The sequence below is a fragment of the Deinococcus aetherius genome (assembly GCF_025997855.1).
Classification (GTDB): Bacteria; Deinococcota; Deinococci; order Deinococcales; family Deinococcaceae; genus Deinococcus; species Deinococcus aetherius.
In genome coordinates this window covers 349,174-370,943 of the sequence record NZ_AP026561.1, presented here as the reverse complement: position 1 = coordinate 370,943, position 21,770 = coordinate 349,174, and the positions used below count along the sequence as shown (strand labels likewise).

General features: G+C 69.4%; 22 protein-coding genes. 19 read left to right on the top strand and 3 right to left on the bottom strand.

What is annotated here, in order from left to right:
- The first annotated feature begins 30 nt into the window (after window positions 1-30).
- From DAETH_RS17870 to DAETH_RS17805, 14 genes are all read left to right on the top strand, one after another.
- Window positions 31-972, top strand: a complete 942-nt coding sequence (locus DAETH_RS17870) for a carbohydrate ABC transporter permease (protein WP_264777471.1) — start codon at window positions 31-33, stop codon at window positions 970-972.
- Entirely contained in the window at window positions 969-1,793 is an 825-nt protein-coding gene (locus DAETH_RS17865; protein WP_264777470.1) for a carbohydrate ABC transporter permease, read from the top strand. The genes DAETH_RS17870 and DAETH_RS17865 overlap by 4 nt, the downstream gene beginning before the upstream one ends.
- A gap of 237 nt (window positions 1,794-2,030) precedes the next feature.
- Entirely contained in the window at window positions 2,031-3,035 is a 1,005-nt protein-coding gene (locus tag DAETH_RS17860) for a sugar phosphate isomerase/epimerase family protein (RefSeq protein ID WP_264777469.1), read from the top strand.
- Complete coding sequence (locus DAETH_RS17855; RefSeq protein WP_264777468.1) at window positions 3,028-3,405, top strand: C-glycoside deglycosidase beta subunit domain-containing protein; 378 nt, start codon at window positions 3,028-3,030, stop codon at window positions 3,403-3,405. Before DAETH_RS17860 ends, DAETH_RS17855 begins: the two co-directional genes overlap by 8 nt.
- Window positions 3,405-4,949, top strand: coding sequence for a GMC oxidoreductase (locus DAETH_RS17850; protein WP_264777467.1), 1,545 nt, complete (start codon window positions 3,405-3,407; stop codon window positions 4,947-4,949). Before DAETH_RS17855 ends, DAETH_RS17850 begins: the two co-directional genes overlap by 1 nt.
- Before the next feature lie 134 nt (window positions 4,950-5,083).
- Window positions 5,084-6,115, top strand: coding sequence for a VOC family protein (locus DAETH_RS17845; protein ID WP_264777466.1), 1,032 nt, complete (start codon window positions 5,084-5,086; stop codon window positions 6,113-6,115).
- A 14-nt stretch (window positions 6,116-6,129) separates the two neighbouring features.
- Window positions 6,130-6,888 (top strand): cyclase family protein, encoded by a 759-nt coding sequence (locus DAETH_RS17840; RefSeq protein WP_264777465.1) that lies wholly within the window; start codon window positions 6,130-6,132, stop codon window positions 6,886-6,888.
- Between the two features lie 71 nt (window positions 6,889-6,959).
- Complete coding sequence (locus DAETH_RS17835; protein ID WP_264777464.1) at window positions 6,960-7,961, top strand: fumarylacetoacetate hydrolase family protein; 1,002 nt, start codon at window positions 6,960-6,962, stop codon at window positions 7,959-7,961.
- Window positions 7,962-7,994: 33 nt separating this feature from the next.
- Window positions 7,995-9,152 (top strand): alpha/beta hydrolase family protein, encoded by a 1,158-nt coding sequence (locus DAETH_RS17830; protein WP_264777463.1) that lies wholly within the window; start codon window positions 7,995-7,997, stop codon window positions 9,150-9,152.
- A gap of 11 nt (window positions 9,153-9,163) precedes the next feature.
- Window positions 9,164-10,363, top strand: coding sequence for an FAD-dependent oxidoreductase (locus DAETH_RS17825; RefSeq protein WP_264777462.1), 1,200 nt, complete (start codon window positions 9,164-9,166; stop codon window positions 10,361-10,363).
- An 11-nt stretch (window positions 10,364-10,374) separates the two neighbouring features.
- Window positions 10,375-11,502, top strand: a complete 1,128-nt coding sequence (locus tag DAETH_RS17820; RefSeq protein WP_264777461.1) for an FAD-dependent oxidoreductase — start codon at window positions 10,375-10,377, stop codon at window positions 11,500-11,502.
- Window positions 11,499-12,518, top strand: a complete 1,020-nt coding sequence (locus DAETH_RS17815; protein ID WP_264777460.1) for an SMP-30/gluconolactonase/LRE family protein — start codon at window positions 11,499-11,501, stop codon at window positions 12,516-12,518. Before DAETH_RS17820 ends, DAETH_RS17815 begins: the two co-directional genes overlap by 4 nt.
- A complete protein-coding gene (locus tag DAETH_RS17810; protein ID WP_264778056.1) occupies window positions 12,511-13,287 on the top strand; it encodes an SDR family NAD(P)-dependent oxidoreductase in 777 nt (258 codons plus the stop codon). Before DAETH_RS17815 ends, DAETH_RS17810 begins: the two co-directional genes overlap by 8 nt.
- Window positions 13,284-14,201: an NAD-dependent epimerase/dehydratase family protein gene (locus DAETH_RS17805; RefSeq protein WP_264778055.1), complete on the top strand. Its 918-nt coding sequence runs from the start codon at window positions 13,284-13,286 to the stop codon at window positions 14,199-14,201. Before DAETH_RS17810 ends, DAETH_RS17805 begins: the two co-directional genes overlap by 4 nt.
- A gap of 288 nt (window positions 14,202-14,489) precedes the next feature.
- Here the strand turns inward: DAETH_RS17805 and DAETH_RS17795 are convergent, their stop codons facing one another.
- From DAETH_RS17795 to DAETH_RS17785, 3 genes are read right to left on the bottom strand one after another with little or no spacing between them, the layout of a single operon-like run.
- Window positions 14,490-15,500 carry an alpha/beta fold hydrolase gene (locus DAETH_RS17795; RefSeq protein ID WP_264778054.1) on the bottom strand — a complete coding sequence of 337 codons (1,011 nt, stop codon included), beginning with the start codon at window positions 15,498-15,500 and terminating at the stop codon, window positions 14,490-14,492.
- A gap of 25 nt (window positions 15,501-15,525) precedes the next feature.
- Entirely contained in the window at window positions 15,526-16,809 is a 1,284-nt protein-coding gene (locus DAETH_RS17790) for a cytochrome P450 (protein ID WP_264778053.1), read from the bottom strand.
- Window positions 16,806-17,279: a MarR family winged helix-turn-helix transcriptional regulator gene (locus DAETH_RS17785; RefSeq protein WP_264778052.1), complete on the bottom strand. Its 474-nt coding sequence runs from the start codon at window positions 17,277-17,279 to the stop codon at window positions 16,806-16,808. Before DAETH_RS17785 ends, DAETH_RS17790 begins: the two co-directional genes overlap by 4 nt.
- Before the next feature lie 196 nt (window positions 17,280-17,475).
- Between DAETH_RS17785 and DAETH_RS17780 the strand changes: the two genes are divergently transcribed.
- From DAETH_RS17780 to DAETH_RS17760, 5 genes are read left to right on the top strand one after another with little or no spacing between them, the layout of a single operon-like run.
- On the top strand, window positions 17,476-18,063 hold the full coding sequence (locus DAETH_RS17780; protein WP_264778051.1) for a helix-turn-helix domain-containing protein: 588 nt from the start codon (window positions 17,476-17,478) through the stop codon (window positions 18,061-18,063).
- An 11-nt stretch (window positions 18,064-18,074) separates the two neighbouring features.
- Window positions 18,075-18,353 carry a cupin domain-containing protein gene (locus DAETH_RS17775; protein ID WP_264778050.1) on the top strand — a complete coding sequence of 93 codons (279 nt, stop codon included), beginning with the start codon at window positions 18,075-18,077 and terminating at the stop codon, window positions 18,351-18,353.
- Window positions 18,350-19,303 carry an ABC transporter permease gene (locus DAETH_RS17770; RefSeq protein WP_264778049.1) on the top strand — a complete coding sequence of 318 codons (954 nt, stop codon included), beginning with the start codon at window positions 18,350-18,352 and terminating at the stop codon, window positions 19,301-19,303. Before DAETH_RS17775 ends, DAETH_RS17770 begins: the two co-directional genes overlap by 4 nt.
- Window positions 19,300-20,169: an ABC transporter permease gene (locus DAETH_RS17765; protein ID WP_264778048.1), complete on the top strand. Its 870-nt coding sequence runs from the start codon at window positions 19,300-19,302 to the stop codon at window positions 20,167-20,169. Before DAETH_RS17770 ends, DAETH_RS17765 begins: the two co-directional genes overlap by 4 nt.
- A 53-nt stretch (window positions 20,170-20,222) precedes the next feature.
- Complete coding sequence (locus tag DAETH_RS17760) at window positions 20,223-21,746, top strand: ABC transporter substrate-binding protein (protein ID WP_264778047.1); 1,524 nt, start codon at window positions 20,223-20,225, stop codon at window positions 21,744-21,746.
- Window positions 21,747-21,770 lie beyond the last annotated feature (24 nt).

The following is a 21,770-nucleotide window of genomic DNA, read 5'->3' as shown; positions in this document are numbered from 1 at the left end:
GACGAAGCCCAACCCACCGGAGGAGTCCCCGTGACCAGCCAAAACTCCCGTAACGTTCTAGGGGTGGTTCGGCCCTCAGGCGAGCGCAAACGCCCGAACCCGCCCCGCCACGTGCCACCGTGGGCCTGGGCCGTCCCGGCGGTCCTCCTGGTGTTCCTGGCCCGTTACGTCGCGGCGGTCGCGGGCGGCTGGTACGCCTTCACCGACTGGAACGGGCTGACGCCGACCGCCAACTTCACCGGCCTGGCGAACTTCCGCCAGATCTTCACCGACGAGGGGGCGCGCGGCGCCCTCCTGAACACGGTCAAGTTCGCCGCCTGCTTCGTCGTGCTCACCAATCTGGTCGGGCTGTTCCTGGCGGTGGCGCTCAACCAGCACCTCAAAACCCGTTACCTCCTCCGCACGGTCTTCTTCGCCCCGGTGGTCATGAGCCAACTCGCCACCGCCTTCATCTGGCGCTTCCTCTTCGACTACTCCGGGCCGGTCAACGGGGTCCTGGGGGCGCTGGGATTGGAGTCCCTCAAGAAGACCTGGCTCGCCAACCCCACCTGGTCCTTCTGGGCGGTCGTCGTGGTGCTGGTGTGGCAGTTCTCCGGCCTGGCGATGGTGATTCTCCTCGCGGGTCTCCAGGGCATCCCGCAGGAGGTCGAGGAGGCGGCCGAGATCGACGGGGCGTCCTCCTGGCAGCGCCTCGTCCGTGTGACGCTGCCGCTGCTCGCCCCCGCCCTCGCCATCAGCATCCAGCTCTCGGTGATCTCCGGGCTGGCGATCTTCGACACGGTGATGGCCCTGACGAACGGCGGGCCGCTGGGGGCGACCGAGACGCTGGCGACCCAGGTGTACAAGCAGACCTTCGTGTTCGGCCGCTACGGCTACGGGACGGCGCTCGCCCTGCTGCTGACCATCCTGATCGTCGCCGCCGCCCTGATCCAGCAACTCACCACCCGCGCGACCGAACGGAGGAACGCATGAGGCGCCGCCACAGTGGGCCCCTCGCCCGCGAAGTCGGGCTGTGGGTCCTCGCCCTGATCTGGAGCATTCCCTTCTTCTTCCTGATCGTGGTTTCGGTCAAGCCGACCGCCGAACTCTTCTCCTCGGCCCTCCAGCTTCCCAGCCGCATCGACCTGGGGAGCTATGCCGGGGCCTGGCAGAGCGGGCACCTGGGCTCGGCGCTCGTGAGCAGCCTGGTCATCACGGGCGGCAGCGTGCTGGGCATCGTGGCCCTCAGCTCCGTTGCGGCCTACACGCTCGCGCGGCGGGAGGGGCGCATCGCCGTCATCATGGGCCTGCTCTTCCTGATCGGCATCGTGCTGCCCTCGCAACTGGGGCTGATCCCGATCTACTCGCTCTTCAAGAAGTTGCACCTGCTGGGCACCTACACCGGGCTGATCCTGCTGAACGTCTCCACCTGGCTGCCGCTGGCGGTCTTCCTGTACACCGGCTTTCTGCGTCAGCTCTCCCACGAGTACGAGGAGGCCGCGCAGATCGACGGGGCGAGCGTCTGGTACACCTTCCTGCACGTGGTCTTCCCGCTGCTGCGCCCCGTGACGGGCACCGTGGCGATCCTCTCCGGCATCCTGATCTGGAACGACTTCTTCAATCCCCTGGTCTTCCTGAGCGGCACCGGGAAGACGCCCCTGCCCGTGGCGGTGTACTCGTTCGTGGGCAACTACGCGACCCAGTGGAACTACGTCTTCGCGGCGGTGGCGATTGCGCTGGTGCCCGCGCTGCTGTTCTTCATCTTCGCCCAGCGGCAACTGATTCAGGGGTTCTCGGGCGGGGTGAAGGGGTAGGGAGCGAGCGGGAGCCAAGTCGGGCAGCTCTGGTGACGGATTCACCCGCGCCCCTTGCGGGAGAGGGTCGGCGCAGAGCGCCGGGGAGAGGGGACACGCAGGCGGATGACCCATTCCTCACCCCCTCTCCTGCCGAGCTTTGCAAGTCCCAGCCTCCCCCCTCTGCAAGCAGCTCAAGGGGGAGGAGCAAAAGCGCAACACCAACAACCTCAAACCAACAGCAGAAAGGGAGGAACCATGACACAGCCTGCACAGATCAAACGCGGCGTGAGCCTCTACAGCTTCCAGGAGGAGTTTTTCCTGCGGAAGATGACCCTCGAAGACTGCGTGGCCGCCTGTGCCAGCATGGGTGCCTACGGCATCGAGTCGCTGGCCGAGCAGATGATGCCGGGGTTTCCCAACCTGGACGACGCCTTTTACGACGGCTGGCACGCGATGATGGCGAGGTACGGCACCGTGTCCGTCTGCCACGACATGTTCCTCGACACCAAGAAGTTCAGGGGCCGCCTGATGACGCTGGACGAGCAGGTCGAGTCCTTCGTGCGCGACATCAGGCACGCGAGCCGCCTGGGCTGCACGGTGATCCGGGTGCTGAACTTCGTGTCGCCCGAGTTGATGGAAAAGGTCTTGCCGTACGCCGAGGAGTACAACATGCGGCTGGGGCTGGAGATTCACGCCCCGATGCACTTCGAGCATCCCTGGGTGCTGCGGCACATCGAGTTCATGGACCGGCTGGGGTCGCCGCTGCTGGGCTTCATCCCCGACATGGGCATCTTCACCAAGCACTTCCCGCCCGTGATGGCAGAGCGGCTGGTGCGGCAGGGCGCCACGCCGCACATCATCGACTACATCAAGGAGCAGTACGACCGCCGGGTGCTGGCCGAGTACGTGGTCGGCGACGTGCGGAACATGGGCGGCAACCCGGTGGACATCCGCGCCGCCGAGATGCTGCGGCACAACAACTGGTCGAACCCGAGGCGGCTCCTCGAACACATGGACCGCATCTTCCACGTCCACGCCAAGTTCTACGAGATGGACGAGGAGGACCGCGAGACCAGCCTGGGGTACGAGGAAGTGATTCCCGTGTTGAAAGAGGGCGGCTACAGCGGTTACCTCGCCAGCGAGTACGAGGGCAACCGGCACATCCAGGACGCCTTCGAGGTGGACAGCGTGGAGCAGGTGCGCCGCCACCAGCGGATGCTCGCCCGCCTGATCGGGGAGCGGGAGGTCGCCCATGTTTGACAAGTACATCGTCGTCGAGGACACCCTGAAGCGTGTTCCGGGGGGAGTGCAGTTCGGCGTGCGGCTGCCCTACTACCGGGGCCTGGGCCTCTCGATGGTCGAGACGATGGACGTGACGGTGGACGGTGAGCGTGTGCCGGAAGAGCACCTTGAGGTCACGCTGGGGGACAGGACGGTCTCGTTCGAGAAGCGCGACGACGAGACCGACACCATCTGGAACTTCGGGGAAGTCGTCACCGTCACTGCGCGGCTGCCGCACGAACTGGGCCCCGGCGAACATCAGGTCGGGGTGAACTTCGGGCTGCGCATCTCGTACTTCCCCGTCCCGATGGTCGGGCAGGACGCCAAGACGCTGAAGCTGGTGAATTGATGGCGACGCCCCATGAAACGGATGTGCTGATCGTCGGCAGCGGGCCGATAGGGGCCACCTTCGCCCGGGTGCTGTCCGAACGCTCGCCGCAGACGGGCGTGCTGTTGATCGACGCCGGGCCGCAACTCACCTCCCGCCCCGGCCTGCACGTCAAGAACATCCCCGATCCCGCCGAGCGCGAGCGGGCGCAGGTACGCTCCCAGGGGCCGACCCAGTACGTTTACGGCACGCCGACGCCTGCCCAGCGGACCGAGGCGGGGGAGGAAGCGGGCGAAGGGGCGCCCACGCGGCCCGGCTTGCTCGCCCGCCCCGGCACCTTCCTGGTGGGCAGCCCGGAGATGCCCGCCGCCGCCATGTCCACCAACGTCGGCGGCATGGGCGCGCACTGGACCTGCGCCTGCCCCCCTCCCGGGAATACGGAGCGCATCGGATTCATCCCCGAGGAGGAGTGGCGCGCGGCCTTTGACGAGGCCAACCGAATCCTCGGCGTGACGCAGCGGGCTTACCCCGACACCGACGCGGCGCGGGCGATCCGGAGGGCGCTGATGGACGCCTTCGGGAAGAGGCTCAACCCTGAGCGGCCCGTTCAGCCCATGCCCCTCGCGGCGCGGACGGAGGGCGACGAGCGGCGCTGGGCGGGCGTGGACGCGGTGCTGGGACCGCTGGCGGAGGAGGGGCACGGGGCCAACTTCACCCTCCGGGCTGAAACGCTCTGCCGCCGCCTAACGGTGGAAGGCGACCGGGTGACGGGTGCCATCCTCGAACATCTCCCCACGGGAGAGCGGTACGAGGTGCGGGCGCGGGTGATCGTGGTGGCCGCCGACGCGCTGCGAACCCCGCAACTGTTGTGGGCGTCGGGCATCCGGCCCCCGGCGCTGGGCCGCTACCTCAACGACCAGCCGCAGGTGATCGGCGCGGTGCAACTGAACCCGGCGCTCCTGCCCGAGAACGCGGGTCCGGCGGCGGGCGGCGTGTCCTGGGTGCCCTTCCACTCGCCCGAGCACCCGTACCACGGTCAGGTGATGGAGCTGGAAGCCTCCCCCATCCCCATCCCCGTCGAGCACGACACCGGCACGCCCGTCGTCGGCCTGGGCTGGTTCTGCGCCAGGGAGGTGCGGCACGAGGACCACGTCACCTTCTCGGAGAGCGAGACGGACTACCTGGGGCTCCCGCGCATGACCGTTCACCACACCCTGACCCCCGCCGACGAGACCGTGATCGAGCAGGCGAGGGCCGAGGTCGAACTGGCGATCCGCATCCTGGGACGACCGCTCACGAACGACCGCCCGTTCCTGCTGCCCTCCGGGAGTTCGCTGCACTACCAGGGCACCGTCCGCATGGGCGAGCGTGACGACGGGCAGTCCGTCTGCGACGGCCACTCGCGGGTCTGGGGCTACCGCAACCTGTTCGTGGGGGGCAACGGCGTGATTCCCACCTCGACCGCCTGCAACCCCACGATCACCAGCGTGGCCCTCGCCGTGCGGGCCTCCGAGGGGATCGCCTCCTTGCTGGCGGAGCGTCCCGGGGAGCGTGTGGCGGGGTAATGCGCCGCGACGTTCCGAGTTGCGCGGCGCACCACAAGCCAACGGTTGCGCTGGGTTTCTTACCGTGCTAATTTGATCAAACATCAAAAGCAGGCCAAGTGGTGTGGGAAAACGCCCCACCGGAGAGGACGTTTATGATCCAGTTGCTGTCCCACCTTGCCCACCTGGAAGTCACCACCCCCGACCTCGACGCCTCCGTGCGCTTCTACGAGGAGAGAATGGGGATGCGGGAAGTCGAGCGCGACGGCAATTCCGTGTTCCTGCGCTGCTGGGGCGACTATTACACCTACAGCCTGGTCGTGACCCGGGGCGAGGGGCCCGGTCTCGCCCACATGGCGTGGCGCACGAGCAGCCCCGAGGCGCTGGAGGAGGCCGTCCGCCATGTGGAGGCGAGCGGCGTGCGGGGCGAGTGGCGTGAGGCGCAGCACCGCCACGGCCGCGCCTACCGCTTCACCGGCCCCTACGGGCACGTCATGGAACTGTTCTGGGAGGTCGAGAAGCACAGGGCCGAAGGCCAGCATCAGTCCCAGTACCCCGACCGTCCGTCGCGGCGCACCAACCACGGCGTCGCCCCGCGCTTCCTCGACCATGTGACCGTCAGCGCCAGCGACGTGAAGGGATTTGCGAAGTGGTACAGCGAGACGCTGGGCTTCCGCATCATGGCCTACACCTCGCTGGACGAGGCGCCCGTCACAGTGTTCGCCGTCCTGACTACCAACGAGAAGTCGCACGACCTCGGCGTGGTGCTCGACGGTTCGGGCGTGCCGGGCCGTGTTAACCACATCGCCTTCTGGGTGGACACGCGCGAAGAACACCTCGTCGCCGCCGACGTGCTGCTGGAGAGCGGCACGCCCATCGAGTACGGCCCCTCGATCCACGGCATCGGGGAGCAGACCTACCTGTACTTCCGCGAGCCGAGCGGCCTGCGGATCGAGTTGAACACCGGGGGTTACCGCAACTACGTGCCCGACTGGGAGCCCTACGATTGGAAACCCTCCCACGGCTCGGCCAGCTTCTACAAGAACGCCTCCATGCCGCACTCCATGACCGAGAGCTTCCCGCCCGCCCCCGGGATCAGCGCCACCGAGGAAGGCGCCCTGCGCGGCACCGAGGACGAACTCGCCGCCGTGATCCAGAACCCCTACGCCAAACAGGGACGCGGCTGAGGCCCCCTTCGCCCATGCGTATCGTTGACCTGTCCGTCCCCATCCAGGAGTCCCCGCCCGGCGTGCCCGAGTTCCAGCGGGTGAGCATCACCTACAGCGGCAACGCGCAGGGCGGCGCCGAGATCGAGAAGATGTTCGGCGTGTCCCGCGAGCTGCTGCGAGACGGCGAGGGCTGGGCCACCGAGACCTTCACCAACTTCGGCACCCACTCGAGCACCCACGTGGACGCGCCGCTGCACTACAACTCCACCATTGGGGGTAAGCCCGCCCAGAGCATCGACCAGCTTCCGCTGGAGTGGTTCTTCGCGCCCGGCGTGGTGCTCGACTTCCGGCACAAGGCGGACGGGGACGCGATCACGGCGGAGGAGGTGCAGGCGGAACTGGAGCGCGTCGTCCACACGCTGCAGGAACGGGACATCGTGCTGATCCACACCGGGCGCGACGAGTTCTACGGCCAGCCCGACTACTGGCTGCGTGGTCCCGGGGTGAGCGCCGAGGCGACCCGCTGGCTCTTCGGGCAGGGCGTGCGGGTCATGGGCATCGACGCCTGGGGCTGGGACCGTCCGCTCGACCGGCAGGCGGCCGAGGCCCGCGAGCACAACGCCCCCGGCGTCTTCTGGGCCGCCCATCAGGTGGACCTTCCCTACTCGCAGATCGAGCGCCTCGCCAACCTCGGCGCCCTGCCGCCCACCGGGTTCCAGGTGGCCTGCTTCCCCCTGCGGCTGGTCGGCGGGAGCGCCGCGCCCGCCCGCGTCGTCGCCATCCTGAACTGATCTCCGCCACCTGCGGGGCCGCTGGCCGTCTGCCCGGACGCGGCGGCCCCTCCCCTCCCCCTGGAGTCCCCATGCGCATCGCCCGAATCTCCATCCCAACGCCCGACGGGCCCCAGGCACGGATCGTCGTCCAGGCGACCCGCGAGTCCCCCCTCGTCGACGTGCGCCGCCACTACGGCCTCGCCTTGCAGCGCCGGGGCGCCACCCCACAGGCCGCCCTCGCTCTGGCCGGTCAGGTCGTGCCGGGGAGCCTCGCCGCCGCCCTGACCCACGGTGACCTCTTCCTCGACATCCTGCACGCCGCCGCCCACGATACGAGTGGGGACGCCGTGGCTGGGGAGGGAGCCCTGCTCGCCCCCATCGACCCTGCCACCTTTCGGGACTTCCTCGCCTTCGAGGAGCACATCGTCAACGCCTCCAGCCGCAGCGGCGGTACGGTCGATCCGGTGGTGTACGAACTCCCCATCTCCTACCTCGGCAGCGCCCCCGCCTTCATCGGGCCGGAGGACGAGATGCCCTGGCCGACGTACGCGCGGTCCCGGATGGACTACGAACTCGAACTGGGCATTGTCATTGCTCGTGGTGGGCGCAACATCCTCCCCGGGGAGGCGGACGCGCACATCCTGGGCTTCACCGTCCTGAACGATTTCTCCGCGCGTGACATCCAGTTCCGGGAGATGAAGGGCCGCCTCGGCCCGTCGAAGGGCAAGCATTTCGCCTCGGCCTGCGGCCCGGTCATCGTCACGCCCGACGAACTCGACCCGCACAGCCTGCGCATGACCGCCCGGGTGAACGGCGAGGTCTGGTCGCAGGGGAGCACCGCCACCCTGATGTGGAGGGTGCAGGAGATGGTCGCGTGGGCCAGCGCGAGCGAGCCGCTCGTGGCCGGGTCCCTGCTGGGCAGCGGCACGGTGGGGCGCGGGTGCGGCATGGAACTCGGGCGCGAGGTCAGGCCCGGCGACGTGGTGGAACTCGACATCGAGGGCATCGGGGTGCTGCGAAACCGCATCGGCCACCCGGACGGGCAGGGCTGGACGCCCACGCCCCGGCAGGCCGTCCTGACCGGGGACTGACCCCACCCGCCCCGCGCCCCCCGAAGGAGCCCCATGTTCGAATACTTCCCCAAGAACTACGTCTGGAACCTCGCCATCAACCTGGCGATGGAGATGGGCGCCAAAATCGGCGAACTCGACGAGATGTGCCGCCCCCTCCTCGAAGTCTCGCAGCGCGGCGACGACGAGGGCACGCGGATGTTCCTCCAGTCCTGGGAACGGATGGGCGACAAGCTGATCGGTCAGGCGTGGGAGGACGAGGCGCGGGGTCGCCTGATCAGTGCCGGGACCAAGCTGGGCCGCGCCGCCATCTATCTGCTGACTGCCGAGCGGATGCAGGCCAGGGACTACGAGCCCCGCAAGGCGCTCTACGCCAAGTTCCAGGACTGCTTCCAGCGCGGCGTGCGGCTGGCTCACGAAAACTGCGAACGCATCGAGATTCCTTATGAGGGGGCGCACCTCGCGGGGCTGTACGTCCGGGCGGAAGGCGTGGACGGCCCCGCGCCCATTCTCGTGCAGATCAACGGCCTGGACAGTACCAAGGAGATGCTGTACCGCGTCGGTTTGCCGCAGCACCTCGCCAAGCGGGGCATTTCCTCCCTGTGTATCGACCAGCCCGGCACCGGGGAAGCCCTGCGCCTGCACGGCCTGACCGCCCGCTACGACTCGGAGGCGTGGGCGAGCAAGGTCGTGGACTATCTGGAAACGCGGGACGACATCGACCCCAGACGGATCGGGTTGCAGGGCGTCTCACTGGGCGGGTACTACGCGCCGCGCGCCGTGGCCTTCGAGCCCCGTTTCGCCCTCGGGGCCGTGTGGGGGGCGAACCACAACTGGGGCGAGGTGCAACTCGCCCGCCTCAACCGCGAGGGCGAGCGTCCGGTGCCGCACTACTGGGAGCATGTGCAGTGGGTGTGGGGCACGGGCAGCATGGACGAATTCATGGAATTGATTCCCAAGATTACGCTCGACGGGGTGCTGGACCGCATCCAGGTCCCCTTCCTCGTCACGCACGGGGAGCAGGACCGCCAGATTCCGCTGAAGTACGCCTACCAGACCTACGAGCAATTGGTGAACAGCCCGGACCGGGAGCTGAAAATCTTCACCGAGAAGGAAGGCGGCGTCCAGCACAGCAGCGTGGACAACAGCGCGTACGGGCTGGACTACATCTCGGACTGGGTGGCCGAGCGGCTGGGCGGACATACCGCCTGAAAGGAGAACGTATGTTCAACGAGGAGAACAGGGGCAAGCGGGTCGCGGTGATCGGTGCCGGGCCGGGCGGCCTCTCCGCCGGGCTGGCCCTCCACAACGCCGGGTACGAGGTCCGGGTGTTCGAGCGCAACCCGGTCATCAAGCCGATGGGCGGGGCAATCCTGCTGAACACGTCCGTGCTGATGTGCCTGAGGAATATGGGCGTGGACATCACCGACCTCGGCGTGACGGCCAGGACCGAGATGTGCAACAAGGACGGCAGGCTGCGGGTGGACATGCCCTTCAGCCCGGAGGTCGAGCACTACTCCGGCATCCCCGGCTGGAACTACGGCCTGTTCCGCGCCCAGCTCTACGAGCGCATGCTGGCGCACATCCCCCCCGAACTCCTCGTCCCCGGCCACGAGTTGCAGGACCTCGATTTCGTGGACAACGAGGTGCGACTGATCTTCACGGACGGAACCCATGCCGCCGCCGATCTCATCGTGGGGGCCGACGGCATCCGCTCGGTGGTTTCCCGGAAGCTGTGGGGGGACCCCGAACTCTTCCCGCTGAACCTCACCGTCAATCTGGGCTTCACCGCCGTGCAGGGGATCGACCGCTCGGTGGGCAGGATGTTCTTCTCCGACCGGGTGCAGTTCGGCTACCACCCCATGAAGCGGGACGGCGTGGACGCCTTCGAGTGGTGGTGCGTGGAGGCGTGGCCCGCCGGGAAACCCTTCGAGGGCAGCCGCAAGGAGCACATCCGCGACCTGACACGGGGCTTTGCCGATCCCGTCCCCCGAATTGTGGAGTCCTGCGCGGGGGACGACGACATCTACCGCTGGGAAATCTGGAACCGGCCCCGCCTGAAGAAGTGGTCGAAGGGCCGCGCGACGCTGCTGGGGGACGCGGTGCACCCCGCCTCGCCCTATGCGGCTTACGGCGCCGGTCTCGCCATCGAGGACGGGTACTTCCTGGCGAAGACGCTGGGAGGGCGTGACCTGACCGACCGGATTCGTCTCGACGACCTGTTGGAGGGGTACGAGGCCCAGCGCGAGGCGTACACGTACGGCGTCATCAAGAACGCGCAGAACATGGGGAACCTGTTCCATCACGCCCCACCCCTCGTCCGCAGGGTGCGGGATTTCGTCTTCGACCACAGCCGCGTGCCGGGGAAGGTCATTCGGGACGGCTACCTGCGGGATACGGAAGCGCACGTCCGCAAGGTGTAAAGGAGAACGCAATGCAACAGGTCAGTAAGGTCCTGATCGTGGGCGGGGGCATCGCCGGGCTGGTCGCGGCCTCCATGCTGCGTGACCGGGGCATCGGCGTGGACATGGTGGAGATGAACCGGGCCTGGAACGCCTACGGGGTGGGCATCATCCAGCAGGGCAACGTGGTGCGGGCGATGGCGCAGGCGGGCCTGCTCGACCGCTACCTGGGCGCGGGCTTCCCCTTCGAGGACGTGGAGTTCTACAGCCCCGACGGGGTGAGGCGGGCCCGCATCCCCGGCGAGCGCCTGGCCGGGGCCGAGTACCCCGCCAACATGGGCGTGCGCCGCTCCACCCTGCACGAGACGCTGAAGGAGGCCGCGCTGGAAAAGGGGACGAACGTGCGGCTGGGCGTGACGGTGGAGGACTTCGACCAGCACGAGGGGCATGTGGACGTGACCTTCACCGACGGCTCGACCGGGCCTTACGACCTCGTGATCGGGGCCGACGGGGCGTACTCCAAGGTCAGGAAGCTGCTGTTCGGGGACGGGTACCGTCCTCACTTCGTGGGTCAGTCGGTGTGGCGGCACAACTTCCCGCGAACGCCGGACAACGACGCCTTGCAGACCTTCCGGGACACCCGGGGCAACTCGGCGGGCCTGGTGCCGCTCTCCGAGAACCTGATGTACCTGTACGTGACCACCAAGGAGCCGGGCAACCCCTTCCACCCGAAGGAGGAACTGGCGAACCTGATGCGCGACCGCCTCCAGCACTTCGTCGGACGTATCGCCGAGTTGCGGGGGCAGATCACCGACCCCTCGGAGGTGGTCTACCGCCCGATGGAGGTGACCTTCATCGACGGGGACTGGTTCAGGGGCCGGGTGCTGTTGATCGGGGACGCCGCGCATACCACCACGCCGCACATGGGTCAGGGGGCGGGCATGGCGATTGAGGACGCGGTGGTGCTGAGTACCCTGCTGGAAAAGGACCAGCCGCTCGCGCAGACGCTGCGGGAGTTCATGGACCGCCGCTTCGCCCGGGCGAAGTACGTGCAGGATCAGTCGCTGCTGATCTGCCGGGCCGAGATGGAGAACGACCCGACCTTCAACCACCCCAGGGTCATCGGGGAGATGCTGCACTACACCGCGCAACCGATATGAGCAACCCCCTGAAGGGCTGGCAGGTGCGGCGCGAGGACATCGCCTTCCTGGGGCATGACCTGCAACGCCCCGAGTGCATCCTGGCGGAAAGGGACGGCACGGTCTGGACGGCGGATGGGCGAGGCGGCGTGATGCGGCTGGGGACGGACGGGGACCAGCAACTCATCGTGCCCAGGACAGCGAGTACGACCTCCCAGGATTTCGAGACCCGGTACGTGCAGGCCCAGGGCTCCCTCCCGAACGGGCTGGCCTTCACCCGGGAGGGAGACTTCATCATCGCCAACTGGGGCACGGACGCCGTCGAGATCATGTCGCGCTCCGGGGAGGTGCGGACGGTCTGCTCGGAGATCGACGGGCAGCCGCTGGGCAAGGCGAATTTCCCGCTGCTGGACTCCAAGGGACGCATCTGGTTCAGCGTGACCACCCGCGAGCAGCCGTGGACGAACCAGCTCAACTCTCGTGCCAACGACGGATACGTGGCGCTCATCGACGAGCGCGGCGCCCGCATCGTCGCCGACGGCTTCTGCGGCACCAACGAGATTCGTTTCGACGCGAACGAGGAATGGCTGTACGTGGTGGAGAGCACCGGGCGGCGCATCTCGCGTCTACGGGCTCAGGCCGACGGATCGCTGACCGACCGGGAGGTGTACGGCCCCTCCGACCTCGGCGGTCACCCCGACGGCTTCGCCTTCGACGCCCACGGCAACCTGTGGATCACGCTGATCTTCGCGGACCGGCTGGTGGCCCTCACCCCGGAGGGCGAACTCCTCACGCTGCTGGACGACGGGAATGCGGAGGCGAACGCCGCCTACGAACAGGCTTTCGCGGCCCGCCACGTCACCCCCGGGGTGATGGCGGCCAACTGCGGCACCCTCTGCCCCTGGATGGCGAGCCTGACCTTCGGCGGCCCCGATCTCCGCACGGTGTATCTGGGCAGTCTGCGGGGCACCACGGTTCCCTTCTTCCGCAGCCCGGTTCCCGGGGCGCCGATGATCCACTGGGGCGAGCGTGTCTGACCTCTTCAGCCTGCGGGGTCAGGTCGCGCTGATCACGGGGGGGTCGAGCGGGATCGGCCGGGCCACCGCGCGGGCGATGGGAGAAGCGGGGGCCTCCGTCGTGGTGTCCTCCGAGAACGAGGCGGCCTGCCGGGACACGGCGCGGGAACTTCAGGATCAGGGCATCCAGGCCCTTGCCGTTCCCTGTGACGTGCGGGACCGGGGCGGATTGGCAATGCTGGTCGCCGGGACGGTCCGTCACTTCGGGGGGCTCGACGCCGTCGTTCACGCCGCCGGTGTCGCCCCACACTTCGGGCCGATGGCGGAAGCCACCGAGGACGAGTGGAGGCTGACCATGGGGGTCAACCTGGAGGCGGCGTGGCACCTCTGCACCCTGGCCCGGGGGCATCTGTTCGTCCGGGGTGGGGGCAGCGTCACCTTCATCTCCAGCATCGCGGGGGTGCGCGGCAACCGCTCGCTGGGCGTGTACGGCGTGTCCAAGGCGGGGCTGACACAACTCGCCCGCAACCTCGCCGTGGAGTGGGGCCCGCACAACATCCGGGTGAACAGCGTCTCGCCGGGGCTGATCCGCACCGCCTTTGCGCGCGACATGCTGAGCCAGCCCGACGTGATGGAACGTCGCCTGGCCCTGACACCCCTGCGGCGGGTGGGAGAAGCGCACGAGGTGGCGGGCGTCGCGGTGATGCTCGCCTCCCCCGCCGGGGCCTTTATCACCGGGCAGAACCTCGTCGTGGACGGCGGCACGACCGTCTCGGACGGGACCCCATGACGCGGTATCTGATCACGGGAGCCGGGGGCTTCGTGGGCCGGAATCTGGCGGGCGCCCTCCTGGACCGGATGACGCCGGGGGATGAGTTGACCCTGCTCGACCGGGAGGTGGCGTCGCCCCACCCCCGGGCGCGGGCGGTCGAGGGGGACCTCGGCGAGGGAGCGGTGCTGGAGGCGGCCCTCGCCGCGCGTCCGGACGTGGTGTTCCACCTCGCCAGCGTGCCGGGGGCCCTGGCCGAGCGGGAGTACGCGCTGGGGCGGAGGGTGAACGTGGACGCCACGTTGAACCTGTTCGAGGGGCTGGCGGACGCGGCGCGGCCTCCCACGCTGGTCTACGCCAGCAGCGTGGCCGTCTACAGTGCTCTCGGAACAGCGCCCGTGGACGCCCGGACCCCCCTGCACCCGCAGCTCAGCTACGGCACCCACAAGCGCATGATGGAACTGGCGCTGGAGGACTTTTCCCGGCGGGGGGAACTGCGGGGCGTGGCCCTGCGGCTGCCCGGGATCGTGGCGCGGCCGGGCGAGAGTTCGGGCTTCGGCTCGGCGTTCATGAGTGACGTGATTCGCTCCCTCGCGGCCGGGAAGCCGTACACCTGCCCGGTCTCGCCGGGCGGGGCGGCGTGGTGGATGTCGGCCCCCTGCGCGGCCCGGAACCTCCTGCACGCGGGGGAGCTGGGGACGCCGGGAACGTGGACGCTGCCCGCCCTGCACCTGTCCGTGGGGCAGGTCGTCACGGCCCTGAGCACGCTGTTCGGGGACGACCGGGGGGCACTCGTGACCTACCAGCCGGACGAGCGCATTGAGGCCCTCTTCGGCCGGTATCCACCCCTGCACACCCCCGAGGCGGAGGCGCTCGGCTTCACCCACGACGGCAGCGCGCGGCGGCTCGTTCGGGCAGCCTTGACGGCCAGGTGACTACGCGGACCGGAAGGCGGCCAGCACCAGCACCGGGAGGCCTCTGTTGGGCAGGCCCGGGACCTCGCGCGCCGCCGGGATCAGGTGAGGGTCACGGTGCTTCTCTCGCCCGCAGACGTGGCAGCCGACCCCCGACGAGGTTGATGAGTCGATCCACACGCCCGGAGCGACGCCGCCGGGAAGAGCCCCTGCGTGTTCCCCCCGATCACCTCACCACGGCTGTCGAGCAGCGGTCCTCCCGGATTGCCGGGATTCACCGCCGGTCTCCGGTCGTCGCCGGGGGCGGCCTCAGCCCGCTCCGGCCCCGGCGAGAAAGGCGTCGTAAGCGGCGGTGAAGCGTGCGGGCTCCTCGAAGTACACGAGCGCGCCCGTGTCGAAGGGCGTCAGGCTCCAGTTGGGCCTCCTCTCCACGTTGCTCAGGTCACCGAAGTCCGTGAAGCGGTCGCGCGTCCCGTAGGCCAGCCACACCGGCACGGTCAGGGCCTCGTACACCCGGTCGATGTCTGCGCCGAAGAGCAGCCCGCCGATGAAGGCGAAGGGGGCGTGCCGGGCGCCGGGCACGTGTGAGGTCGGGTAGTCGTAGCGCAGCAGCCCCTCGTCGACGGCCGCGTAGGAGCCGAAGGTCTGGGCCAGGAAGAAGCGCAGGCTGGGCGCGCTCGCCAGCAGGTCGTAGAAGGGCTGGGCCCACAGCGGGTTCTCGTACGCCCGCTTGATCCCCGGACGCCCCCGGGTGCTGCCCAGGCCTCCGTAGAACTGCTCGTTCCTCCCGAAGCCGGTGGTCGTCACCAGGGCGACCGAGCGGAAGCGGTCGGGGCGCTCGGCGGCGGCGCGGGCCAGGAACTCGCCGCCCAGCGACACGGCCAGGGCGTCCACACTCTCCCCGCTCTCCAGAGCGATCTCGTCGAGAACGTCGTGGACGGCGTCGGTCATCAGGCGGGGGGTGTAGTCGCGGTCGGAGCGGTCGGAGAAACCGAAGCCCGGGAGGTCGAGGGCGTACACGCGGCGGGAGGTGCGGTACTGCTCGAAGAGGGGGCGGACCTCGTAGGCGCTCGCGGCGGCGTTGACGCTGTGAATCAGCAGCAGGGGGGCGCCCGACCCCGCCACGTAAACGTTGACCGGCCCCGCCCGTCCGTTCAACGTGCGCCGCTCGGCGTCCAGGGCCGGGGGCGGGGTCAGGTCGTGGGGGACGCGCAGGCGGCTGAAGAGGGTCCAGCCCAGCCCGGCGACCAGGGGCAGCCCGAACACCCACGCGGCGCGGCCGGGCGTGGGCCGGAGTCCTGAAGGGCGGGAAGGGGTCATGGCTGAGCCTAAACGACCCCGGGGATCAGAGGGCTGCGCGTTCCTTGAGCCGGTGCCCAGGATTTGGCCGGGCTGCGGCACGCTGCCGCGCGTCTCCCCGGCCCAGGCGAATCCGGAAGCCGCGCAGCTCGTAGCCCTTCACGACCTCGTTGTAGCCGACCCGGGGCTCGGAGACGACTTCCAGGTCGCGCCACATGAGCAGCCTGCGCAGGAACACGTCCGACTCCTTGATCGCCAGGAACGCGCCGGGGCAGCGGTGGTCACCGTCGCCGAAAGCGAGCCCCTGGGGCTGGACCCCGCGCGGCAGGGGGCGGGCCGGGCACAGCCGCGCGGAGTCCTCGCCGATTACCTCCGGGTCCAGGTTGGCCTCCTGGATGTTCAGGGCGAGCAGGCTCCCCGGCGGGATGGTGCGGCCCTCCACCGTGATCTCCCCTGTCGCGCGGCGGTAGAGGGTGGTCACGACCGGCTCCAGACGCAGGACCTCGTGCAGGATGGCGTGGCGTTCCCGCTCGGTGCCGTGGACGTAGTCGGCGCGCAACCCGGGGTCGCGCAGCAGGTGCCACGCGGCGGCGCTGATGAACTCGCGGGTGGTGACCATGCCCGCCGTGCCGTAGGTCAGGCACTCGGTCAGGATTTCCACGTCGCCGTACCCCCGGTCGAGCAGGTGGCCGATCAGGTCGTCCCGGCGCTCCCTGCGCCTCGCCTCGATGGCGGGCTTCACGTCGAGGAGGAAAAAGAGGGCCATCTGCGCCTGTTGCCGCAGGCCCTGGAGTCGGCCCCGGTCCGGCGCACTTCCGGGCTCGCTGTCACCCCCGCCCTCCACGAAGGCGATGACGCGGCGTTCCAGACCCGGGAGGCGGCTGTCCGTCAACCCGACGACCTGCGCCGCGACCCCCACGGCGAGCCGTAGGCTGAGGTCGTCGAGATTCATCTCGCCCCGGCGCGCGAGTTCGGCGATGAGATCGTCGGCGAGCGCCGCGATGGCCCGGCCGTACCCGGCAACCTGGGTGGGGGTGAAGTACCGGGCGACCCCGCGCCGCATCTCGTGGTGGGTCTCCCCCTCCTCGAACAGGACGGGGGGACGGCCCAGCCCCCCCATCTCCCGGGCGGCCTCGGCCATGAAGCCCGCCTGCCGCACCGCCTCCGAGCGCAGGATGCCCTGCGCCGCCCCGAAGGCGTGAACGCGGTAGACCCCCCGGTCATCCACCTCGACTCCCGGGCGGGTCCCGGGGGAGGGGTCGTCGCGGCGGGTCAGCGAGGCGGTTCGTCCGGTGAACGGGCAGCGGGGCGTGTCGGAGGAGGAGGTCATTCGGACTCCAGGGGGGACGAGGGGCGGGGAAGGGAACGGGCGGCCCGCGCCAGGTCGTGCAGGTCGCGGGTGAGGAGGTCCACCCGGGGTCCCAGGGTGGCGAGCGGGGGCCCGGTGACCGCGCGCACGGTGTCCAGGGCTGCCTCCCACAGCGCCGCCCCCTGCGGGGTGACGGTCACGGTGACGCGGCGGGCGTCCGGCCGCGCGGGACTGCGGGTGACGGCGCCCCGGGCCTCCAGGGCGTGCAGCACGCGGCTCACCTCGTAGCGGGGCACGCCGAGTTCGTGGGCAAGTGCCGCAGGCTGATCGGTTCCGCCGTGGACATAGGCCAGGACGATGAAAGCCCGCAGGTCCAGGCCATGCCGGGCGCGCAACTCGGCCTCGCCCAGGGTGGTCAGCGCCTGCCAGGCCTCCCAGAACGCCGTCAGAAACGCCAGTTCCGGTGCCGGGGAGGAGGGGGCCGCGTCCACCGCCCCACCATGCCGCACCGGCCTGTGAGTCGTTGTAAAATGCAATTAAGTGTCCGTGCCGCCCATGATCCGGGCTCTTCCCCACACGAGGGCATACGGCTCGTCACGAGGACTGGGTGAGGGCTCCGACGCGCGGAGGGGAGCCAACATCAGCGCGATCATAATTTTTTTGACATTTCAAACTTAGTTTCTTAGAGTGAGCCATTCCTTCTGTCCGCACGCGCCCGGCAGGGGAACGGAGGTGCGCCTGCAACTCGGCTCCCGCATTCGCGCCCGTCGCCGTCAACTCTCGCTCACGTTGAAAACGGTCAGCGAGCACAGCGGCCTGTCGGTCCCGTATCTCTCGCAATTGGAACGCAACCAGGCCAACCCCACCGTCACGTCCCTGGCGGGCATTGCCCGGGCCCTGGGCGTCAGCCTGAACTTCTTCATCCCCGGGCAGGAGCGGAGCGCGGTGGTCGTGCGCGCCGGGGAGGACGGTTACCTCAGCGTCCGTGAAATTCCCTTCCGGATCAAGAGCCTCGCCGGGCGGGGCGGCAGCCTTCAGATGGAGCCGCTGCTCATCCACGTCGAGCCCCACTTCTCGTCGCCGCCGAGCACGCACCTCGGCGAGGAATTCCTGTACGTCCTGAGCGGGGAGCTTCGACTGCGGGTCGGGGAGGAGTGTTACCTGCTGGGGGCCGGGGACAGCGCCCAGCACGCGAGCACCACCCCGCACGCCTGGGAGAACCCGGGCGCGGCGGAGGCCCTGATCCTGTGGGTCGGCACCCCGAAACTGCTGTGACCGGAGACTTCATGGAGAGGCTGAGCATCCAGGGCGACCGACGCCGCTTTCAGGCCCTGCCCGCCACGGTCGGGCACCTCCACTTTCCCGCCGGGACCGTCCTGCCCGAGACTCAGCACGAGGAGGACGAGGTGTCCTTTATCCACAGCGGGCTGATGCGGGCGGTGAGCGGGGGCCGCGAGTACCTGATCCGGGCCGGGGACGTCACCTTCATCCCCGCCGGGGAGCGGCACCGGGCGGAGGTGCTGGAGGACGTTACCTTGAGTTACGTGCTGCTGGAGCGCCCGTGACCGCCGGGTGGCTGGCGCGCCGGGTGGGGCTGGCCCTCTTTGCGGCCTTCGGGGTCTGCGTGCTCGTCTTCGCCCTGCTGCGGCTGGTGCCGGGCGACGTGGTGACCAACCTGATCGGGCTGGAGGGCAACGTCAGCCCCGAGCAGCAGGCGGAGATGCGGCGGCTCTTCGGGCTCGACCAGCCGATCTGGCAGCAGTTCCTCACGTGGTTCGGCGCCCTGTTGCGGGGGGACCTCGGGGTCAGCCTGCGGACCGAGCGTTCCGTCTTCGGCGACCTGCTGCTGCGCTTCCCGGTGACGCTGGAACTCACCGTGCTCGCCCTGCTGATCGCCCTCCTCATCGGCGTGCCGCTCGGGGTGACGGCGGCGCTCTCGCGCGGGAAGCTCGCGGACGTGCTGTCGAGCGGCTTCGTACTCGTCGGGCTCGCCGCGCCGGAGTTCTGGATGGCCCTGCTGCTGATCCTGCTGTTCAGCCTGAAGTGGCCTCTTTTCCCCCCCAACGGCTTCGTGCCGCCCCACGAGTCCGTCTGGGGCAATCTCCGCTCGGTGTTCTTGCCCTCGCTGGCACTCAGCCTGGGGCTGGCCGCCGCCGTCACGCGGATCGTGCGGGCGAGCCTGCTCGACGTGCTGGGGCAGGACTACGTCCGCACTGCCCGCGCCAAGGGGCTGCGGGAGCGGACGGTGGTGTACCGCCACGCGATGCGCAACGCCCTGATCCCCGTCGTCACGGTGATTGGCCTCCAGGCGGGGAGCCTGCTCGGCGGCGCGGTGATCATCGAGCAGATCTTCGGGCTGCCGGGCGTGGGGCGGTACGCGCTGGAGGGCATCAACCTGCGGGACTACCCGGTCGTGCAGGGGGCGGTGCTGCTGATCGCGGTGAGCTACGTGCTCGTGAACGTGGTCGTGGACGTGCTGTACGGGCTGATCGACCGCCGGGTGGTGTACGGGTGACGGCCGTGCCGGTGGCGCCCGTGGTCCAGTCGCCCGCCCGGCGCGCCGCCCGGTTGTTCTTCCGCTCGCCCGCCGGGGTGATCGGGCTCGCCCTGACGGTGCTCGCCGTGCTGTCCGCGCTGTTGGCCCCCCTCCTGGCCCCCTACGACCCGGTGGCGTACCTGCCCGCCGACCGGATGCAGGGCCCCAGCCTGCGGCACCTCCTGGGCACCGACCTGTACGGCCGCGACCTGCTCTCCCGGGTGATCTACGGGAGCCGCATCAGCCTGTCGGTGAGCGCGATCAGCGTGGGGCTGTCCCTGCTGGTGGGGGGCTGCTTCGGGGCGCTCGCGGGGTACTTCCTGGGCTGGGTGGACACGCTGGTCATGCGGGTGACAGACGTGTTCCTGGCCTTTCCCGCCGTGCTGCTCGCCATCGCGCTGCTCGCGTTCCTGGGCGGCGGCTTCTGGAACCTGACGCTGGCGATTGCGGTCGCGTTCACCGCGCCGTTCGCCCGGGTGGTGCGCGCCGCCGTGTTGCGCACCCGCCACGCGATGTTCGTGGAGGCGAGCGGGGCCCTGGGCGCCACCGACGCGCGGCTGCTGTGGCGGCACGTCCTGCCCAACGCCGCCGGGCCCATCCTGGTCGAGATCACCCTGCGCCTCGCCTACGCGATCCTGGCGGAGGCGGCCCTGAGCTTTCTGGGCCTGGGCACCCAACCGCCCGCCCCCGCCTGGGGGCAGATGATCGCGGACGGGCGGCCCTTCCTGGAGACGAATCCCTGGATTTCCATCGCCCCGGGGCTGGCGATCATGCTGGTCGTCCTGGGCTTCAACCTCTTCGGCGACGCCCTGCGGGACGCCCTCGACCCCCGGCTGGGCCGCTGACCCTTCCCCTGTTTCCCCGTCTTCGCGCCCACGCCGGGCGCCCAGGAGGCACCATGAACAAGCGCCACGTCCAGACGACCTCGCTGCTCCTCGCCCTCGGTTTGGCCTGCGGCGCGGCGGCCCAGACCCCCGGCGGCGTCCTGCGCGCAGGGATGCAGGCCGACCCAGTGGGCCTCGACCCGCACGTCACCGAGGCCACCTCCACCCGCAACCAACTGGAGAACGTGTACGACACGCTCGTCGCCTTCGACAACAGCGGCCGGATCGTGCCCGCCCTGGCGACCCGCTGGACCGCGAGCCCGAACGGGCTGACCTGGACCTTCACGTTGCGGCCCGGCGTGCGCTTCCACAACGGCCGCGCGCTGGAGGCGAGCGACGTGGTCTATTCCATAGGCCGCATCAAGAACCCGGCCACCAAGTCGCCCCGCAGTGGGGACTTCGAGCTGGTGAAGTCGGTGACCGCGCCGAACAAGACGACGGTCGTCATGACGCTGAGCAAGCCGTTCTCCCCGCTGCTGAGCAAACTCGCCTTCAGCCTGAACGTGATCGTGCCCCGCGAGGCGGCGGCCACGCTGAACACGAAACCGGTCGGCACGGGACCCTTCACCTTCGTCGAGTACGTGCCGCAGACCCGCATGGTACTGCGCAAGAACCCGAACTTCTGGGGGCGGGACGCGAGGGGGAACCGGCTCCCGTACCTCGACGGCATCACCTTCACGTACCTGCCGGACCCCACGGCGCGCGTCACGGCCCTGCGGACGAACACCGTGGACTGGATCGAGTACGTGCCCGCGACCGACATCAAGACGCTCCAGGCCAACCCGCAGGTCACCGTGCTGGGTGGGCCGAGCGCGAACTACCGGGCGATCTTCTTCAACGTGGCGAAAAAGCCCCTGGACGACCCCCGGGTGCGCCGGGCCATCGCCTACGCCATCAACAACCAGGAGATCGTGGACGTCGCGCTTCTGGGCACGGGCGGCCTGCCCGCGCGGGGCACCACCCTGCCGAACGGCAACTACTACGCGGCCCCGGACCCGAACTACGGCAAGCCCAACCTGGAGCGGGCCCGCGCCCTGCTGCGTGAGGCGGGCTACCCGAACGGCTTCCCGCTCGACCTCAAGGTCACGAGCACGTACGACTTCCTGCGCACGCCCGCCGAGATCATCCAGGCGCAGCTCGCGCCCCTGGGGATCAAGGTGAACATCACCGCGCTGGAGTGGAGCGTGTACCTCCCGGACATCCTGAAGAAGAACTACACGGCGACCATCCTCGGCGAGAGCGGGCAGGGGGACCCCGACGACTACCTCTACACCCCCTTCGCGTCCGACAGCGGCGGGAACCTGACGAACTTCAAGGACGCCGCGCTCGACCGCCTGCTCGACCAGGGGCGGCAGACGAGCGCGGCGGCGGCCCGCAAGACGATCTACGCCCAGGTGCAAAGGCGGCTGGTCGACCTCAGCCCGATGGTCTTCCTGTACTCCAGCACCCAGTACGAGGCGGCGACGAGGCGGGTGCAGGGCTACCAGCACTTCCCTAACACGAGTTACCTGGGCTTCCGCACGACCTGGCTCAGGTAGGGCTCCGACTGGTGAGCGGCCCGG

Bases quoted from the DNA above. Each gene is read 5' to 3' on its own strand.
- DAETH_RS17830 (WP_264777463.1), top strand. From the start codon at position 7,995: ATGTTCGAATACTTCCCCAAGAACTACGTCTGGAACCTCGCCATCAAC.
- DAETH_RS17795 (WP_264778054.1), bottom strand. From the start codon at position 15,500: ATGACCCCTTCCCGCCCTTCAGGACTCCGGCCCACGCCCGGCCGCGCC.
- DAETH_RS17825 (WP_264777462.1), top strand. From the start codon at position 9,164: ATGTTCAACGAGGAGAACAGGGGCAAGCGGGTCGCGGTGATCGGTGCC.
- DAETH_RS17855 (WP_264777468.1), top strand. From the start codon at position 3,028: ATGTTTGACAAGTACATCGTCGTCGAGGACACCCTGAAGCGTGTTCCG.
- DAETH_RS17860 (WP_264777469.1), top strand. From the start codon at position 2,031: ATGACACAGCCTGCACAGATCAAACGCGGCGTGAGCCTCTACAGCTTC.
- DAETH_RS17845 (WP_264777466.1), top strand. From the start codon at position 5,084: ATGATCCAGTTGCTGTCCCACCTTGCCCACCTGGAAGTCACCACCCCC.
- DAETH_RS17775 (WP_264778050.1), top strand. From the start codon at position 18,075: ATGGAGAGGCTGAGCATCCAGGGCGACCGACGCCGCTTTCAGGCCCTG.
- DAETH_RS17815 (WP_264777460.1), top strand. From the start codon at position 11,499: ATGAGCAACCCCCTGAAGGGCTGGCAGGTGCGGCGCGAGGACATCGCC.
- DAETH_RS17850 (WP_264777467.1), top strand. From the start codon at position 3,405: ATGGCGACGCCCCATGAAACGGATGTGCTGATCGTCGGCAGCGGGCCG.
- DAETH_RS17820 (WP_264777461.1), top strand. From the start codon at position 10,375: ATGCAACAGGTCAGTAAGGTCCTGATCGTGGGCGGGGGCATCGCCGGG.
- DAETH_RS17790 (WP_264778053.1), bottom strand. From the start codon at position 16,809: ATGACCTCCTCCTCCGACACGCCCCGCTGCCCGTTCACCGGACGAACC.
- DAETH_RS17760 (WP_264778047.1), top strand. From the start codon at position 20,223: ATGAACAAGCGCCACGTCCAGACGACCTCGCTGCTCCTCGCCCTCGGT.
- DAETH_RS17835 (WP_264777464.1), top strand. From the start codon at position 6,960: ATGCGCATCGCCCGAATCTCCATCCCAACGCCCGACGGGCCCCAGGCA.
- DAETH_RS17805 (WP_264778055.1), top strand. From the start codon at position 13,284: ATGACGCGGTATCTGATCACGGGAGCCGGGGGCTTCGTGGGCCGGAAT.
- DAETH_RS17865 (WP_264777470.1), top strand. From the start codon at position 969: ATGAGGCGCCGCCACAGTGGGCCCCTCGCCCGCGAAGTCGGGCTGTGG.
- DAETH_RS17840 (WP_264777465.1), top strand. From the start codon at position 6,130: ATGCGTATCGTTGACCTGTCCGTCCCCATCCAGGAGTCCCCGCCCGGC.